The 18203-nt window shown below is 40.5% G+C and carries 12 protein-coding genes; 11 read left to right on the plus strand and 1 reads right to left on the minus strand.

Going from position 1 to position 18203, the window contains the following annotated elements; all coding sequences use genetic code 11:
- The first annotated feature begins 91 nt into the window (after positions 1-91).
- The 3 genes from ACED20_RS13455 to ACED20_RS13465 all read left to right on the plus strand — a co-directional run bounded on the left by ACED20_RS13455 (position 92) and on the right by ACED20_RS13465 (position 2590).
- Positions 92-994, plus strand: coding sequence for an ATP-binding cassette domain-containing protein (locus tag ACED20_RS13455; protein WP_345767585.1), 903 nt, complete (start codon positions 92-94; stop codon positions 992-994).
- A 2-nt stretch (positions 995-996) separates the two neighbouring features.
- Complete coding sequence (locus tag ACED20_RS13460) at positions 997-1842, plus strand: ABC transporter permease (protein ID WP_294228839.1); 846 nt, start codon at positions 997-999, stop codon at positions 1840-1842.
- A 220-nt stretch (positions 1843-2062) separates the two neighbouring features.
- Complete coding sequence (locus ACED20_RS13465; RefSeq protein WP_345767584.1) at positions 2063-2590, plus strand: hypothetical protein; 528 nt, start codon at positions 2063-2065, stop codon at positions 2588-2590.
- A gap of 107 nt (positions 2591-2697) precedes the next feature.
- Here ACED20_RS13465 and msrB read toward each other — a convergent pair whose 3' ends face one another.
- A complete protein-coding gene (gene msrB, locus ACED20_RS13470; protein WP_378105136.1) occupies positions 2698-3813 on the minus strand; it encodes a peptide-methionine (R)-S-oxide reductase MsrB in 1116 nt (371 codons plus the stop codon).
- 441 nt (positions 3814-4254) lie between these two features.
- Between msrB and alaS the strand changes: the two genes are divergently transcribed.
- From alaS to ACED20_RS13510, 8 genes are all read left to right on the plus strand, one after another.
- The gene (alaS, locus tag ACED20_RS13475) at positions 4255-6858 is read left to right on the plus strand and encodes an alanine--tRNA ligase (RefSeq protein WP_378105139.1); all 2604 of its coding nucleotides are present in this window, start codon (positions 4255-4257) and stop codon (positions 6856-6858) included.
- Positions 6859-6965: 107 nt separating this feature from the next.
- The gene (locus ACED20_RS13480) at positions 6966-8003 is read left to right on the plus strand and encodes a PQQ-binding-like beta-propeller repeat protein (RefSeq protein ID WP_378105142.1); all 1038 of its coding nucleotides are present in this window, start codon (positions 6966-6968) and stop codon (positions 8001-8003) included.
- Positions 8004-8361: 358 nt separating this feature from the next.
- Complete coding sequence (locus tag ACED20_RS13485) at positions 8362-8607, plus strand: hypothetical protein (protein WP_294222413.1); 246 nt, start codon at positions 8362-8364, stop codon at positions 8605-8607.
- A 225-nt stretch (positions 8608-8832) separates the two neighbouring features.
- Positions 8833-11289 (plus strand): DUF5686 family protein, encoded by a 2457-nt coding sequence (locus ACED20_RS13490; protein WP_295222342.1) that lies wholly within the window; start codon positions 8833-8835, stop codon positions 11287-11289.
- Positions 11290-11851: 562 nt separating this feature from the next.
- The gene (locus ACED20_RS13495; RefSeq protein ID WP_378105145.1) at positions 11852-13330 is read left to right on the plus strand and encodes a hypothetical protein; all 1479 of its coding nucleotides are present in this window, start codon (positions 11852-11854) and stop codon (positions 13328-13330) included.
- A 62-nt stretch (positions 13331-13392) separates the two neighbouring features.
- Positions 13393-15204: a cytochrome-c peroxidase gene (locus ACED20_RS13500; protein ID WP_378105148.1), complete on the plus strand. Its 1812-nt coding sequence runs from the start codon at positions 13393-13395 to the stop codon at positions 15202-15204.
- Positions 15205-15513: 309 nt separating this feature from the next.
- Positions 15514-17718 (plus strand): hypothetical protein, encoded by a 2205-nt coding sequence (locus ACED20_RS13505; protein ID WP_294319165.1) that lies wholly within the window; start codon positions 15514-15516, stop codon positions 17716-17718.
- A gap of 76 nt (positions 17719-17794) precedes the next feature.
- Positions 17795-18031, plus strand: a complete 237-nt coding sequence (locus ACED20_RS13510; RefSeq protein WP_294198454.1) for a hypothetical protein — start codon at positions 17795-17797, stop codon at positions 18029-18031.
- Positions 18032-18203 lie beyond the last annotated feature (172 nt).

Raw genomic sequence — 18203 nt, forward strand, 5'->3', positions numbered from 1 at the left:
AAGATTTTTAAAAATTAAATTTCACTGATCTTCACTATTATTTGTAACAAAAATTAAATTATATAGACTACTACTATGTAAAACAAATTACATGGAAAAAATTTTATCCGTAAAGAATCTGACGAAAAAATTCAAAAGAACGGTAGTGAACAATATTTCCTTCGATGTGGAAAGAGGAAATGTTTACGGACTGCTTGGACCGAACGGAAGCGGGAAATCCACAACCTTCGGGATGCTGCTTTCAACGATCAACCCTACCAGCGGCGAATGGTACTGGTTTGGGAAGAAGGGTACCGATCCCGATACATTGAAGAAAATCGGGGCCATTATCGAACAGCCAAATTTTTATCCGTACCTGAATGCGGAAACCAACCTGAAAATCGTAGCAGAGATCAAGGGAACACCTTATTCGAGAATTGATGAGGTTTTGAAAACCGTTAACCTCCTGGAAAGGAAGAAAGACTTGTTCCGAACATATTCCCTGGGCATGAAACAACGTCTGGCGATTGCCTCTGCCATGCTGAACAATCCCGAAGTGATGATCCTGGACGAGCCGACAAACGGGCTTGATCCTGAAGGAATCATCCAGATCCGTGAGATCATCAGCAATATTGCAAAACAGGGCATTACGATTATTATCGCAAGCCATTTGCTGGATGAAATCGAAAAGATATGCAGCCACGTGATTGTTCTGAAAGAAGGAACTTCGCTGTACTGCGGAAGGGTGGATGAAATGACTGTCAACAACGGGTATTTTGAGCTAAAGGCAGACAACAATACATTGCTTCTGAATGCACTGAATGAACTTCAGTGGTTTACGGCCATTAACCATGACGGCGACCTGCTGAAAGCTCAGATCCGGGATGATGCCTCGGTTTCCGCTTCAGCACTGAATCAGAAGCTATCTGAAAAAGGAATTTTCCTTTCGCATCTTACCAAGAAAAAATTGTCGCTTGAGTCCCAATTCCTTGAACTTGTAAAAAACACAAAATAATCATGATCAAACTACTAAAACTGGAATACTACAAAAACCTGAACTATCGGCCGTTCAAGGTTTTCACGATCTTATATTTCGCGATTCTTATTGCACTGCTTTTCATCGGACTGGTGGATTTTGATCTATTCGGCGGAAAGGTCAATCTGAAGGAACAGGGAATCTACAACTTTCCGGAAATCTGGAACTTTACGACCTGGATCGTAGCCCTGCTGAAAATTTTTCTCGGACTGATCATTGTATTTTCCATCTCACAGGAATTTAGCAACCGGATGTTCAAGCAGAACACGATTGACGGATTGAGCAGAAAAGAATTCATCACCTCAAAACTTTTAACGATAAGCGTTTTCACGATCTTTTCCACCATTATTGTTTTTGGTATTACGATGTTCCTGGGTTACCGGTATTCAAATACTACAGAATCAGCAAAAGTTTTCAAAGAAATTTTCTTCATCGGCAATTACTTTGTAAAACTGTTTACATTCTTCTGCTTCCTGATGTTTCTTTCGGTATTACTAAGAAAATCGGTCTTCGTTTTCCTGGCACTTTTTGTATTCTGGATAGGCGAAGGTATTTTATCAGCCGTAGAAGTTTTCATGAAGGTAAAAGGATTACAAGGCGAGCAGAGAAACCAGATCCTGCAGAATGACTTTTTCGTGACGCATCTTCTGCCGCTGGAGAGCATGTCGAGCCTGATCCCAAATCCGATGATGAGGCTGAATATGGCCAAAATGATGGGCATGAAATACGAATTCCACTACCCTACGGAAAGCTTAGTGGCCTGTCTGGTGTGGTGTGCCATTTTCATCTTCGGATCTTACTGGATTCTCAGAAAGAGAGACTGGTAATTGATTAGAAACATTCAACACAATATATTCAGATTATTTTTTAGTGACTCATTTTGGGTCACTTTTTTTGTTTTTCCAATTTAAATTTTTATTAAATTACACCAAAATTACAGCCATGAGAAAATCTTTTATGTACCGGGAATGATCAGTGCTTTGTTGATACCGGTTTTATTCTGGTATTGCGTAAAGTCCTATAACAATCGAACGGTTTATAATATAGTTGGCAAAGGATAAAAGCAATTACGACTACACTTTTGAACCCTTAAGAAATTGGAACTATAAGAAAATAAAAGTTGATCCTTTAACTGCTAAAGAAAACTCCACGCTCTATGTTTCTGAATTAAAATCACTTAAGAAAAGAAACCAAAAAGAAACCGGAATTGAGTTTATTCTGGATGAAAATAATACGTACGGCGATTTTGTTTCTTTATTGAATGATATGGCCACTGCAAAACAGGAAGCATATGCTTTAGATCTGGAAAAGACAGGACATTTGTTTGCTGTGACCAATTATATTGATACGGACGAACAGGCCAATTTTTTTGGTGATGATACCGTTATAATTCCTATTGATCACGGATCACTTTCATATGGAGAGTACAGCCCTAACCTCTACGAAATATCAAAACAAATTTTACTGAATCTTCCAAAGCCTGCTTATTATATCGTCTTCGGATTTTTATTATTTCTGAACATCTCGATGTTCAGCATCAAAGAAAATCTTCAGATGAAGAAAAATATAGTATAACTGTTTATCAAACCTTGAAGGTTTAAACTAATAACCGGCAAAATATACAACAAAAAAGGACTGCCTTTCGGCAGCCCCCTTACAATCACTTCTTCACTTTAAAACACTTATTTTTTATCTTTATCCAGCAAGGCTATATATTCTCCGTAGCCTTTTGCTTTCATTTCCGCTTTCGGAATAAATTTCAGCGAGGCACTGTTGATGCAGTAACGAAGTCCTCCTTTATCGGCAGGTCCGTCGTTGAAGACATGTCCCAAATGCGCATCCCCGGTTTTACTTCTTACTTCTACCCTGGTCATTCCGTGGGAACGGTCAAGTTTTTCTTCTACCAGTTTTTTGGTAATCGGCTTGGAGAAGCTTGGCCATCCGCATCCGGATTCAAATTTATCGGTAGAAATAAACAACGGCTCTCCGGTAGTAATGTCTACATAAATCCCTTCTCTGGTTTCGTCCCAATATTCATTTTTAAAAGCCATTTCCGTCCCGTTTTCCTGGGTTACGTTGTACTGTTCGGCAGTCAGTTTTTCCTTTAAGACTTTTTTGTCCTGCTTCTGGTATTTGGTTTCTTTAGATTCCTTTGTTTCTTTTTTCGGCGGGTTGGCGTTTCTTGCCATTTCAAACAATCCCGGTTCAATGTGGCAGTAGCCTCCCGGATTTTTGTCCAGGTAATCCTGGTGATAATCTTCGGCACGGTAGAAATTTTTCAGAGGAATCGTTTCTACGACTACCGGCTTGCTGTAATTTTTAGCCAGTTTTGCCACTTCGGCTTTTACTGCGGCTTCCGTCTCTTTATCGGTGGTATAAATTCCCGTTCTGTACTGGTTTCCTCTGTCATTTCCCTGTTGGTCGATGCTGGTCGGATCAATGGTTTTAAAATACAGATCGATCAAAAGTTTCAAATCAACTATCTCAGGATCATATTTTACTTTTACTGTTTCTGCAAAACCTGTGGTATGGCTTACCACTTCTTCATACGTCGGATTTTTTTTGTTTCCGTTGGCATATCCTACCTCCGTACCTACAACGCCTCTGATCTGCTGGAAAAAATGCTCGGTTCCCCAGAAACATCCGCCGGCAAAATAGATTTCTTTTACATTTTTATTGTCCATAATGGTCTCATTTTCTTTCTTTGTCTCCGTGGATTTCGGCTTGTTATCTCCACAGCTCGTCGCAAAAACTGCAATACCCAGAACAACGCTGAGCAATATTAATATGTTCTTCATTTTTAATTTTATATCCATTTCAAATCTTACTTTTCTTCATTAAAACCGCCCGTTTCAGATAACAAATTTCGGACTTATTTTCAAACTATTTCAAAGATAATCTCTATCTCAATGATAGCATGTCTTAAGGATTACCTTACACTATCATTTACGAAAAATATAGGGAAATGGATTTGACAATAGCAAGATTTACCTCTTCATCCGGAATAAGTTTATCTGATTTTCAAAATGCGGACCTGGCATTTTATAATTGGAAATAAATATTTTGTCAATTGGCCACTAATTGTACAAAAAAACTCCCGGCATCCAGCATCTCTCTTCCAGCCTTTTAATGCCACTCCGGGTTCACCTTAAATTTACGGCTTCCCGCTTACGGTTTTCAGTAAAAAACAGTAGATTTGCATCTTATCAAAATTTGTAAAAAAGCAAAGCATATAGATCATGACATCACAAGAGATCCGTCAGAAATTTTTAGATTACTTTAAAAGCAAAGACCACCTGATCGTTCCTTCGGCACCCATCGTGCTGAAAGACGACCCTACCCTTATGTTTTCCAATTCCGGTATGACGCAGTTCAAGGATTATTTTTTAGGATACAAAGAGCCTAAAGCTTCCAGAATTGCCGATACCCAAAAGTGTCTCCGGGTTTCCGGGAAACATAATGACCTGGATGATGTGGGCAGGGATACCTATCACCACACCATGTTTGAAATGTTGGGAAACTGGTCTTTCGGCGACTATTTCAAAAAAGAGGCTATTGCTTTTGCCTGGGAACTGCTGACGGAAGTATATGGAATTCCGAAAGAAAACCTGTACGTTACGATTTTTGAGGGCGATGCTTCCGAAAACCTTGAAAGGGACCATGATGCCTATGATTTCTGGAAATCCCTTATTTCCGAGGACCGGATCATTAACGGAAACAAAAAAGACAACTTCTGGGAAATGGGAGCCAGCGGACCGTGCGGACCGTGCTCCGAAATCCACGTTGATTTGAGAAGCGAAGAAGAGAAAGCAAAAGTTTCAGGACTGGATCTGGTAAACAACGATCATCCGCAGGTAGTGGAAATCTGGAATCTGGTATTCATGCAGTACAACAGAAAAGCAGACGGTTCCCTGGAAAATCTTCCTGCCAAGCACATCGATACCGGAATGGGCTTCGAGCGTCTCTGCATGGCACTTCAGGGGAAATCTTCCAACTACGACACCGATGTTTTCACGCCACTGATCGCTAAAGTGGAAGAACTTTCAGGAAAAAAATATACCGCAGTTTTAGCAGACGAAAAAGATATTGCCATCCGTGTGGTGGTGGACCACATCAGGGCCGTTTCTTTTGCAATTGCCGACGGACAGCTGCCTTCCAACGGAGGAGCAGGTTATGTGATCCGGAGAATTTTAAGAAGGGGAATTTCCTATTCTTACCGGTTCTTAGGCATGAAAGAACCTTTCCTTTACAAGTTGGTGGCCGTTCTTCAGGAACAGATGGGAACATTCTTCCCGGAACTTCAGAAACAGGGAACGTTGGTGACTGAAGTGATCAAAAGTGAAGAAGAATCATTCTTAAGGACTATAGAAAACGGACTGATCAGGGTTGAAAAGCTCATTCAGCAGACCATTACTGATAATCAAAAGGTATTGCCTACAGAAGAGGTCTTTGAATTATATGACACCTATGGTTTCCCGGATGATTTGACGCGCATTATTGCTGAAGAAAAGGGTTTAACCATTGACGAAAAAGGTTTTGAGCAGGCATTAGATAAACAGAAACAACGTTCCAAAGCAGATTCTGCCCAAAAAGTATATGATTGGGTAACCCTTGAAGAAAAACCTGAAAACTTCGTAGGTTACGACAAATTTGAATCTGAAACCTACATTACCAGATACAGGAAGGTAGAAAACAAAGACGGGGAATTTTATCAGGTTGTTCTCAGCGAATCGCCTTTTTACCCTGAAGGCGGTGGCCAGGTGGGAGATAAAGGAATCCTGGAAAATGCTGCGGAAAGTTTTGAAGTATTGGAAACGAAAAAGGAAAACGGACTGATCGTTTCTTTGATCAGCGGTCTTCCGAAAGATGCCGGGGCTCTTCTCTATGCGAAGGTAAATAATTCGGATAGAAAAAACTCCCAGGCCAATCACTCCGTGACCCACTTGCTGCATGAAGCTTTAAGAGAGGTATTGGGAACCCATGTCGAGCAGAAAGGCTCTTACGTAGGTCCGGATTACCTTCGTTTCGACTTCTCCCATTTCAATAAAATGACGGAAGAAGAACTGGCCCTGGTAGAAAATAAAGTAAATGCAAAAATCAAAGAAAGCATTGCGCTGCAGGAATTCAGAAGCATACCGATTCAGGAAGCACTGGACAAAGGTGCAATGGCTTTATTCGGCGAGAAATACGGCGACAGCGTGCGAATGATCCAGTTCGGAAGCTCTAAGGAACTTTGCGGAGGAACGCATGTGAAAAACACCAGCGAAATCGGTCATTTCAAAATCGTTTCCGAAAGCTCTGCAGCAGCCGGAATCCGAAGAATTGAGGCCATCTCGGGAGACGAATCTGAAAAGTATTTCAAAAACCTTGAACAACAGATGACGGAACTTTCCCAACTGTTGAAATCTAAAGATATTATCCGTTCGATTGAAAAATTAATGGAGGAAAATGCTTCTTTAAAATCGGAGGTGGAAGCATTCAAAAAAGAAAGGGCCAAAGGCGAAATCGGCGACTGGAAAGCAGCTTACGAGCAAAAAGGTGATAAATTACTTTTGGTAAAAAGAACATCTCTGGATGCCGCTTCGGTAAAAGATATCGTCTTCCAGTTGAAGAAAGAAATCCCGACCTCCATCACGGTTATCCTGTCCGATGCAGACGGAAAGCCTATGATTACCGTTGGTGTTTCAGATGATTTGGCAGGAATTTATCAGGCTGGAGCCCTGATAAAAGAATTAGCCAGAGAAATCCAGGGCGGCGGCGGCGGAAACCCGGGCTTTGCAACAGCCGGTGGCAAAAACCTTGACGGGCTGGAAAATGCCTATCAGAAAGCATTGAATCTTTAATTTTTCAAATTAAATTCAAAATATAATAAAGCAGTTGTTTTTTAAGCAGCTGCTTTTCATTTTAATGGGATATTTTCTTTATCTTGGCATTTATCAGAATTAAAAGCATGTCCAGAATTTTGATTCCATTATTTTTCCTGCTTCTGTTCTCATGCAAAAAAGCAGAATACCATGACGGCAAAAACCGTTATGCAACCGTTGCAACTATCAATTCAAAAGATAGCCTGCTCGCCTATTCTTATACGAAAGGCAGTAATTACGAAATAAAACTGGAAGATTTACGAACCTATAAAACGATTTATTCAAAAAAAATCAGTAATAATTGTTTTACGGAACCCCGGACTCAAAATGGCAAATTGTATTTTCCCGAATCCGATCACTTATTTACCGGTGTTGATTATAAAACAGGCAAAATTTCCTGGAAGCTTCCAACCCCAGGACGAATAAGAGAATTTCAAATCGTAAATAATCATATTATTATTGCAAGTATCGATTTGTATGGGATAATGGCTATCCATGCCCATACCGGGAAGATTCTTTATGAATTGCCACTGCATTCGGATAAAAACTGCCAGGTAGATTTTGCGCCGCGTCCTATCGGGTTTGATGAAACTTATTTTTATGTGGCAAATTTCAATTGTTCATTAATTTCTGCTTATGAAATCTCTTCCGGCAAAAAAATCTGGAGCAAAACAGAATCTGCATCTGCGCTATATAATTTTACCGTTGCAGGAAAATATATTTTCCTGGGATATAATCTGCATAATAATGATAACCTCTCCGGAGAAATTATGCTTCTAGAAGCGCATACAGGGAAATTACTCTACAGGCAGTTTGCATTATTTGATATTTTTACAGATCCTGTTCCATATGGAAATAAGATATATTACCATACGTATGATTATCGGTTGCAGGAACTTGATGTTGAAAACAAAACAGAACGTACCCTGTTTACATTTGGAAAATCAAATGACTTCGGAGGGAACCAAATATACAGACAGGACCATTTTCTGTTTTTGCAGGATATTCAGTACAATATTCTAAAAATCGATTTACATACTTTTAAAAAGGAAATTTTTGATAAAGGTCATAAAGGAATGCTGGGCGTCTATAAAATTAAGGATAAAATAAATTTAATTTATTAACTATCCGAACTCTGGTTAAAATCTGGACGGAAAAACTATTATAAATAAGCTAAAAATAAAGAGACATTTCAGCAATGATGATTCAAAGGCTCTGAGAATTTCACCTTCTTAAGTCTTATAAATTTTTAAAATTCCTGAAAAATTTTCAGGAATTTTAATTATAACTCCACTTTGGAACGATTCATGATTAATGAAAAAAAGAACAGTTTACGGTTTATACTAAATGCAATGTATTGCAGGATATAAAACCATAATATAATCAATATCACAAATATATAAATAACATGATATAAAAACCCGTTTTTTATTACAAACATTACACTTACACATATTAATACAACCACAAAAAATTAACATTATGAAACCAACACATTTTCTTTCAAAAATCCAGCTTGCCGTACTTATTTTAATGACCAACTTTGCAGCGGTATACGCTTATGCACAGGAGAAAGCAGCAGACTTAAAAGTAGATGTCGATGTCAATAAAGGAGGCGGAGGTTCTTCAGCAGACTGGATGTCCAATCCTATTGTATGGGCAGCAGGCGCATTAATTTTAATCCTGATCGTCGCTTTGGCTGCTAGAGGAAACGGAAGCAGAGCTTAATTGACCTGCAAATCTTAATTTCTTCCGGTTTATCAGGAATACATCTGTGAAAATAACGATTTAAAAGGCTGTCCTAAAAGTTGGACAGCTTTTCATTTTGCTGAATATGTTATTCACCATAGATTTTTTAGGATATTTTTATTTATTTTTAACAAAAGATTATATTTTCTGCTATGGTATTGTAACCTTCTTATCAATAGTTTTGTCTATCTATTAAAAAAACTAATGACAAAATTTTTAGTCTTACCATTTTTATTTTTTACCGTATTATTTTTCGGACAAAGCCAACTGAAAGTTTTAAGCAAAACCGACAGAAAACCCATTCACAATGCGGCGGTATACTGCGAAGATGAGCTTCTTGGAAAAACGGATCTCGGCGGTAGCCTTTCCTTTAAAACAAAATGTAAGAAGGTGGAAATACTGGCCGACAATTTCCAGGATGTTACGGCGGACGTGAAAAAATCCATGGAAGTTTCCATGCAGCCGCTATCGGAAAAGATGGGCAATATCGATAAGATCATCATTCAGGATAAAAGTGATCCGAGAGCGTTGAGGATTTTGGATGAGCTTAATAAAAGAGCCAAAGAAAATTCACCGAAATCACTTGATTCTTACACCTTTAAATCCTACACTAAATTTTCCATTGATGTTGATAAGGATTCTGTGGATATCTACAAAAATTTTCTGGCGGTAAGAAAAGATTCTCTGTCAAAAGTCGACAAGAAGGATGTAAAGCAGACCAAAAAAGATAAAAAAGATTCTCTTACAGCCGAGGATTTTATCCAGGCTTCGGCTGAAGGCCAGATGTTCCTTTGGGAAAAGGCGGCCGAATACAAATATTCCAAAAGCTACGGTGAAAAAACAAACATTATCGACAACAGGATGTCGGGGTTCAAAAACCCGATCTACGAAGCCCTGGCCATCAACATTTCCAACCTCGACCGTATCCCGAGACAGCTTAGGCCTGAAAACAGAAAGCTTTTCAATTTTTACCTGTCCGATACCTTACAGATCGACGGAAGAAAGACTTATGTGATCAAATTCAAGGAAATCACCGACAAAAAGAAACAGAATCCCAGGAAATTCAACGGAAAGATCTATGTGGATTCCGAAACTTACGCTTTGAAAAAGTTTGAAAGTGCCAGTAAGAAGAGAAACGAAGGAGAAATCGTTTCCGTCTGGAAGCCCATCGGCGGAAAGTGGTTCCTGGATTACGAAGATATGAGGGTGAAGATGGGAGACCAGAGTTTTGACACTTCTAAAAAAGACAGCCTGAAACCGGGCCAAAAAGAAAAATACAACCAGAAAACCTTCGGCAATTACCTGTATGTTAAAAACCGCTTTTTCGGTTTTGAGCTGAATAAAGAACAAAAAGCATCCGACTTCAAAGGGTATTCGCTGGAAGTGAAGAATTCCGACGGCAGCCTTCTGGATCAGTACAGAACCGACAGCCTTACTGCAAGAGAAAATGCTACCTACACCAAGATCGACAGCTTCGTACAGAAATATGATTTTGAGAAAAAGCTGAATACCCTTACCCAACTGGTACGCGGAAACCTCCGGTATAAAATCATCGATTTCGATCTCATGAAGTTTTTCAGCTATGACCAATATCAGGGAGTACGCCTGGGTGCAGGAATTAAACTAAATGAAAAATTTAATAAAACCTTTTCACCGGACGGGTATTTCGGGTACGGATTCAAGGATCACCGCTGGAAATACGGCTTGGGGCTGGATGTAAAATTATCGGATAAAAGAACTTCCGTATTCAGGATTGAATATATGGATGATGTCTTTGCCGCAGGAAGATTCAGCAATGCCATGTGGGATGTGATGATGAAAATTCCTGATATGAACCTTGATCTCCACAACAGTACCTTCTATAAAAATCAAAAATGGGGTGCTTCGTTCCTGTATGATCTGTCTAATTCGGTAAGTGTAAAAGTTGCTTTAAATAAAGAAAAACAACAGGCCCTTTTCGATTACCGGTACAAAGATCTGGGAAATGCTTTCGACAATACGAGCGCAACATTATCCCTGAAATTTTCTCCCAATGACAAGAACATCATGACGCCGAGTGGTAAATACACGTATGAAAAAGGCTATCCGCAGGTATTCGTAAACTACGAAAAAGGATTCCGCACCTTGGGCGGAGAACTGGATTACCACAGGCTGGATGCTTTAATCATCCATCAGTTCAGATCCAAACTCGGTTATACGAACATTAAGCTTTTCGGAGGAATCTCTTCAGGAGACGCACCGATCTGGAAAAACTTTGAAATTGCCGGACAAAGGGACCTGACTGCTGATAAATGGACTTCTGTTATCAGCACCCCTTCCAATCTGGGATTTGCCACTATGCCTGCCGGAATGTTTTTCGCCGATAAATTTGCAGCCTTTAAAGTATCGCAGTACCTGCCGTTCCGTTTCAAAACCCTTGGAAAAAGGTATTCCAACATTGAAATTGAATACCAGGCGGCTATCGGAAATATGAAAAACCGGGAAGATCATCAGTTTCAGTTCCAGGTACTGGATCATTATTACCAGGAAGCCGGTATCATGTGGAACCGTTTTCTGGGCAGCCGTTACAGCGTCGGGTTTTCCTACCGTTTGGGATATTACCAGACACCTCAGTTTAAAGACAATTTCGGAATTAAGGTTAAGCTTAATCTCCTGAATTAAAATATATTTTCATTGATGACCAATTATTATTTCAACACGAGCGGGCTGCGGTCCGCTCTCTTTTTTTTCTCCCCCGGATTTCTGCAGATTTTCACAGATAACAACGCAGATTTTGCAGGAATCACTTTCGCACCATAACACCCCGTTTGTCCATCCCGTAGGGATCTCAACATAGTATTAGCGAATCGCCTGGAAAGAGTCATGTTTAGATTTTTTTAATTAAACCACAGATGAGCACAGATTCGCAGATTTCATTGTCTATAAAAGCTTTATTAGCAAATTGATGATTCACCGATACAATAAAAATCTTTAATCTTTATTTTTGATTGTGATCTAAAATATTTTCAAAGTATGAAACTCAGATCTCATATTTCTTATATGCTAAACGCTTTACCATATAAAATTTCTGCAGATTGCCGCTATTATTTTGATCCGTTCTAATTATTGAAACTCCCGTAACATTTCCCCGCTTTTAATAAGGAAAACTTAATTTCTGTACCGCGGTGCTTAAAATTCAGTTAACAACGGAGCCCTAGTTTTGCAATATCGAAATAAAACAATTATGAAAATCTACAAAACATTAGGGGCCCTGTTTTTAACAGCGGTGCTTTTACAAAACTGTAATGATGAAACGACGGATAGCAATGAAAATCCGGTAAATCAGAACATCAAAATTGAGAACTTCTCTAAAGAACCGGCCTTCGCTTACGGAATGAGCGGTTTTGAAAACCTGAACATCACCACCCTGATTTCCAGTTCCGATGTGCTTGCCGGAAGCCCGAACTTTGTTTTCGCAGGGCAGCCGGACGGAATGGGGATCATGAAAGATCCGAATTCAGAAGGATACCTGATGATCACTAACCACGAAATTACAAAATCGGTTTCAAGAGTTTATCTGGATAAAACCCTTAAGCCGGTAAAAGGAGAATACATCCTGAACGGAATCGGGGGAATGACCAGATTGTGTTCCGCAACATTGGCTACCGTGGCAGAGCATGGTTTCAGTGCTTTTCTTACAGCCGGGGAATCGGGAGAAGAAAGTATGGTACACGCCATCAACCCACTGGCTGCAGTGGCACAGGCTGCAGACCAGTCGAGGGTAAAACCTGCTTTGGGTAAAGCATCGATGGAAAATGCCGTTCCGCTACCTAAAGATATTTCCAACGGGAAAACATACATCATGATCGGTGAAGACCAGTCTTTCAGCTCTTCGCACCAATCGGCGGGACAGCTGATCATGTACGTTTCCGATACTCAAGGCGACCTAAACAACGGAAAATTGTACGCTTTGAAGAGAACCAACAACAATTATACGGAAACCAATATGACGAAAGGAAACCAGTATGATGTGGAATTTGTGGAAATCTCCAATGCCAAAAACCTTACCGGAGCCCAGATCAACCAGAAGAATATCGATAACAACGCCATTCGTTTCTCAAGAGTTGAGGACGTAGATTACCGGAAAGGAGCCGGAAAAGGAAGAGAAATCTACTTTACCGCTACCGGAGAATCTTCAGACGGGGTAAATCCGAAAGCCGGACTTACCATGTGGGGAAGAGTCTACAAGCTTGTCTTAAACGAAAGCAACATGCTTACCGGAAAGCTTGAAGTGGTGGCCGAAGGAGATTCCAATCCGGGAAGCAACCTGATTAACCCGGATAACCTTTGTGTAACGGAAAACTACGTATACATCCAGGAAGACGGTGATTCTTACTACCCTGCCGCTACGCACGATTCCTACATCTGGCAACTGAACATCAGCACCAAGCAGTACAAGCCGTGGCTGAATATGAAGCACAACAGAAACGATGCAGCATGGCAGGCAGCGTACAACCAATCCGGACAGCTTACAAAGCTTGGATCATGGGAATTCGGGGCGATGATCGATATTTCAGATATCATCGGAGTACCTAACACATTTGCGGTAAACATCCACTCCCACACCTGGCAGAAAGATGCGTTTGCGAATGCAGACGGTGCAGGGGTGAATACCAACAAAGAAGGTGGACAGACCATCATCATCAGAAACGTTCAGAAATAATTTACTATCATTATTAATAGGGTATCAGTAGGAGAAATTCTGCTGATACTTTTTCATATCGTATGAAAATCATTCTTAAATATCCTTTTGTTGCTTTTCTGCTCATTGTTTTTGCCATTTTCGGAACATTGCAGTGTACCCAGAACCATCAGCCGTTACAGGATGATCTGTCAGAGGTAAAAAAAGACCTTTTCAGGAACAATGCCGATTTTCTGAACCGGACCAGCGAACTGATGCAAATGGTTTCCGCAAATCCCGATCAGGCGAAGCTTCAGAAAAAATTTGAAGAGCTTAGGACAACGTATAAAAAGATGGAATGGGCGGTAGAATATTTCCTTCCCCAGACCGCACGTTTTATTAACGGTCCTGCCCTGCCTGAAATCGAAATGCAGGAGCACACGGAAATAGAGCCCGAAGGCCTGCAGGTATTGGAAGAAATGCTGTACCCTTACGATCCGGAAAACAGGGATGAAGTCGTCCGCATGCTTAAAAACCTGACCAATAAAAGCAATACGATTAAAGTAAACTTTCAGGCTATCACCATTTCCAGAGACCAGGTATTCGATGCCTTGAGACAGGAAACTTTCAGAATTTCAAGCCTGGGGATTGCCGGTTTCGATACGCCGGTTTCGGGAACATTTTTAAGAGAAATCCCATACGCTTTAAATTCAGTGAAGACAACACTTCAGCAGATTGCCACGGAAAAATCAAAAGACAAAGCTTTGGCAGGGATCATCCTGGAAATTGAAGCATCCATAACGTATATGAAAAAGAATACGGATAAAAATACATTTGATTACATCAATTTTATTCCTGAACATCTGAATAAGATTACCTCCATGATGATCGATTTCCAAAAACAGGAGGACATTCCGGCTATAGAAGTTACTTCGGCACTGAATAAGAACGTCCGCACATTTTATTCGAAAAATGCCTTTAATCCGAATGCTTTTGTTCCCGGAAAGCAATTTGAAATATCGCCGGAGAAAGTGAAGCTCGGGAAACAGCTCTTCAACGATAATATTTTATCCGACAACAATTCCCGAAGCTGCGCCACCTGCCATGTAGCAGAAAAAGCATTCACCGACGGACGGGAAAAATCCATGTCCCTGACCGACTCACCATTGCAGCGAAATACACCTTCCCTGAATTACTCGGCCTTCCAGCACGGACAGTTCTGGGATATGCGCAAGGACGACCTGGAAGGACAAAGCTCCGCTGTGATTACCAATAAAGAGGAAATGCATGGTGACCTCAGTAAAATTATCGCTAAAATCAATGCCGATCCAAAGTATCGTACTGCATTTGCAACGATTTACAAAGGAAAGAATGCCGAAATCTGGCAACTGCAGAATGTCCTGGCCAGCTATATCCGTTCGTTAGCTTCTTTCAACTCTGATTTTGATCATTACATGAAAGGAAACAAAAATGCCTTGACGGAAAGTCAAAAGAAAGGGTTCAACCTGTTCATGGGGAAAGCGCAGTGCGCCATCTGCCATTTTTTACCGCTTTTCAACGGGACGGTCCCGCCGAATTACACCAAAACCGAACAGGAAGTCCTGGGAATCGCTGAAAATTCATCCAACCGGACGGCAGACAAAGATCCGGGGCGAGGCAAATTCCACGAAACAGTAGCTTTTTTACAGCACTCCTTTAAAACCCCGACACTAAGAAACATCGGCAAAACCGGTCCGTACATGCATAACGGCGGTTATAAAACCCTGCAGGAAGTCATGGAATTCTACAACAAAGGCGGCGGAAAAGGATTCGGACTGAGAACCGAAAACCAGACGCTCTCTGATGCTCCGCTGAATTTATCAGAAAAGGAAATGTCGGAAATCATTGATTTTCTAAATGCATTAAGCGATCATTAAATAACAGTCCCGGAAAATCCCGGGATTTTTTGTGACTTGAAAATTTTGCAATTATTGAGAATTCATGATGATTTCTACAACACCAATGGATGCTAACTACATTTAACGAAAAATTTTCTATAAGCACCTGCGGCTTTGTGAAACAAAAAAAATCGTTACTAATACTTTAAATCTCAATGGACTTTGTGTTCAAACTCAGATTACGAATCCTCAATCAATTTTAATTAAATAAAATTTTGTTAACAGGTTAAAACCAGGCACTAAAAACTTTCCTGTGCGGAGAAATATTATTAATTTTGAAAGGTTTTTATGAAAAGGATTTTATTGTTTTTAGGTCTTTCATTCTGGATTTTTGGTTTCTCACAATCGAAAGTTACCGCTATTGAAGGCATTACCATCGAAGACAAAAGTGATCCGAGAGCATTGGAAATCCTGAAAAAAGTAAACCGGATGTTCAGCGAAAACTCACCGAAGACCCTGGATTCCTATTCTTACAAATCCTATGAAAAAATTTCTCTCGACATCGACGAAGACAGCGTAGCCCAGTACAATAAGTTTTTCGAAGAAACCGGAATGTTCCGGGAAAAGCGTAAAAAAGATTCCTTAAATAACATTTCCGCCCGGAAAATATTTTCGAAAAGCAAACTTTTCCTTTGGGAAAGGGCACAGGAATTTCTGTATTCCAGGCAATACGGTGAAAAAATAAATATCCTTGATAACCGGATCTCCGGGCTGAAACAGCCGATTTACGAAATGATCGCCCTTCAGCAAAGCAACCGGGACAAAGTTCCCGATCAGCTGAAACAGGAAAACAGGGGCCTCTATCGGTTTTTCCTCACCGACACCATTGAAATGGATGGCCGGAAAAACTTCGTGATCCGATTCAGGGAAGTCAATTACAAAAATCCCGATAAAAAGAGGAAGTATAACGGAGCTATTTACGTAGATACCGAGACCTATGGTGTAAAAAAAATTGAAAATTTCAGCAAGAATAAGAACGACGGAATCCTGACCAGTACCTGGATTTTCTTCCATAATAAATGGTTTCTTGCCCATGAGACCGTGAAACTGAAAATGAGCAATATGCAGCTGGAAGAAGAAAACAAGCCGCATTCCGTAGAAAAAACGGATCCGAAAAAGAAACAGACTTTCGGAACTTACGCTTTGCTGACCTCCCGTTATTTTGATTACAAAAGCCCCGCAGAAAACAGTCCGGAAGATTTCAAGGGATATACGTTTTCTGTAAAAAACATTCATGGAAATACACTGGAACAATACCGGACCGATCCGCTGACGGAACGTGAAAAGAATACTTATAAAATCATCGACAGCCTCGGCAGGAAATACAACATCGACAATAAGGCTCAGATTTTAAGCGGTCTGCTGAACGGGCAGATCCGCGTTGGCGCAGTGGACTTTGCCGTAGATGAAATCGTAAATTACAATTTATATGAAGGTTTCAGAGTAGGTCTGAAAGCCAAGCTTAATGAAAATTTCAGCCCTTACTTTTCCCCGGATTATACTTTCGCTTATGGTTTTAAGGATGATAAATGGAAATACAGGCTCGGACTGGACATCAAAACCACCCTTGAAAAAGATTCCTATTTCCGTATAGAGTACTACGACGATGTAACCGCTTCCGGTGAGTTTTACCGCAGGCTGTGGAACTTTAAAATGCGGATGGCGAATTACGGAAACAACCTGAATAACGACCGGTATTATCATTACCGGGGAGCTTCCGTCTCATATCTGAATGATGTGACCAACGGGCTGACGCTTGTTTTTGCCGCACGGAGAAACCTCGAAGAAGCTATGTTCGATTATTCCTTCCGCGGAAGAGGTTCTTCATTTGAAAATTTCAACACCCTGTTTACCTTAAAATATTCCCCGAATTCCACGAATATCATGACGCCGCAGGGAAAATCGCTGATCGACCAGAAATATCCGGAGCTGTATTTCAATTTTGAGCAGAGCTATAAAATTTTCGGTGGGGATTTCAATTACATCCGATTCGATGCCCTTTTCGTCCACAATTTTAAGACGGTTCTGGGAACCACGGGATTCCGGCTGTACGGCGGCATGGTGTTCGGTGGCGCACCGATCTGGAAGAACTTTACCATGAACGGGCTGGCTTCGCCAAGACGGGATTTTAATTTTAACCTCACCTCATTCCTCGGATTTGCTACCCTGGAAGGCGGAAAGTATTACAACGACCGGTTTGTGGCGTATTATTTCACCCACAAGCTGCCATGGTACTTCAAAAGTTTCGGTCAGAACATCTCCAGCTTCGATTTCGTACTGCGCGGAACGATCGGAGACATGGAACATGCGGAATACCATCAGTTTAAATTCAGACCGCTGAACCACCTGTACCAGGAAGTCGGGCTGGAGTGGAACAATTTCCTATCCACCTATTTCAACCTGGGACTGTTTTACCGGGTAGGCTATTACACCACACACCACTTTAAGCAGAACTTTGCCGTCCAGTTCAAATTAAAACTATTGGAATTTTAACCTCTTTTCATGAATACATAGGAACAAATTCTTTAAACATTCAGAATAAATCAATTAAATAAACAATATAGAAACCATGCAGAAAATCGAGATACAGGCAGACCAGTTTTTTGAATTATTAAAATTAAAAGACACTTCGATGTGGGAAATATTCGCCCAGATGATCGACGGAAATGAAAAAGAAATCATCTTTCTGGATCATGAGGAGAAAATACTTTTCAACTACATCCTTCCTTCCACAACGGAAAAACTGGAGGAAGACCGCGCTGAATTTTCAAAACAATTTGCAGATAAGCTGGCGAATCTGAATTGAGTTTTTAGAGTCGGAGCGTATGAGGATTTGAAAGTTTAAGAATTTGAGGGTGGGAGCTTGTAGTGTGTCATTGAAAATAGAGAAACTGATGAGCTATCGGCCTGTTTTCTTAAAGCCAGAAATTCCGGAACGCAAAGGTTTAATATATTTTAATAAGATCTTTTACAAACAC

The sequence above is a fragment of the Chryseobacterium sp. sg2396 genome, assembly GCF_042610505.1.
In the GTDB taxonomy this organism is placed as follows: Bacteria; Bacteroidota; Bacteroidia; order Flavobacteriales; family Weeksellaceae; genus Chryseobacterium.

Bases quoted from the DNA above. Each gene is read 5' to 3' on its own strand.
- ACED20_RS13500 (WP_378105148.1), top strand. From the start codon at position 13,393: ATGAAAATCATTCTTAAATATCCTTTTGTTGCTTTTCTGCTCATTGTT.
- ACED20_RS13485 (WP_294222413.1), top strand. From the start codon at position 8,362: ATGAAACCAACACATTTTCTTTCAAAAATCCAGCTTGCCGTACTTATT.
- ACED20_RS13495 (WP_378105145.1), top strand. From the start codon at position 11,852: ATGAAAATCTACAAAACATTAGGGGCCCTGTTTTTAACAGCGGTGCTT.
- ACED20_RS13460 (WP_294228839.1), top strand. From the start codon at position 997: ATGATCAAACTACTAAAACTGGAATACTACAAAAACCTGAACTATCGG.
- ACED20_RS13490 (WP_295222342.1), top strand. From the start codon at position 8,833: ATGACAAAATTTTTAGTCTTACCATTTTTATTTTTTACCGTATTATTT.
- ACED20_RS13480 (WP_378105142.1), top strand. From the start codon at position 6,966: ATGTCCAGAATTTTGATTCCATTATTTTTCCTGCTTCTGTTCTCATGC.
- ACED20_RS13505 (WP_294319165.1), top strand. From the start codon at position 15,514: ATGAAAAGGATTTTATTGTTTTTAGGTCTTTCATTCTGGATTTTTGGT.
- msrB (WP_378105136.1), bottom strand. From the start codon at position 3,813: ATGAAGAACATATTAATATTGCTCAGCGTTGTTCTGGGTATTGCAGTT.
- ACED20_RS13455 (WP_345767585.1), top strand. From the start codon at position 92: ATGGAAAAAATTTTATCCGTAAAGAATCTGACGAAAAAATTCAAAAGA.
- ACED20_RS13510 (WP_294198454.1), top strand. From the start codon at position 17,795: ATGCAGAAAATCGAGATACAGGCAGACCAGTTTTTTGAATTATTAAAA.
- alaS (WP_378105139.1), top strand. From the start codon at position 4,255: ATGACATCACAAGAGATCCGTCAGAAATTTTTAGATTACTTTAAAAGC.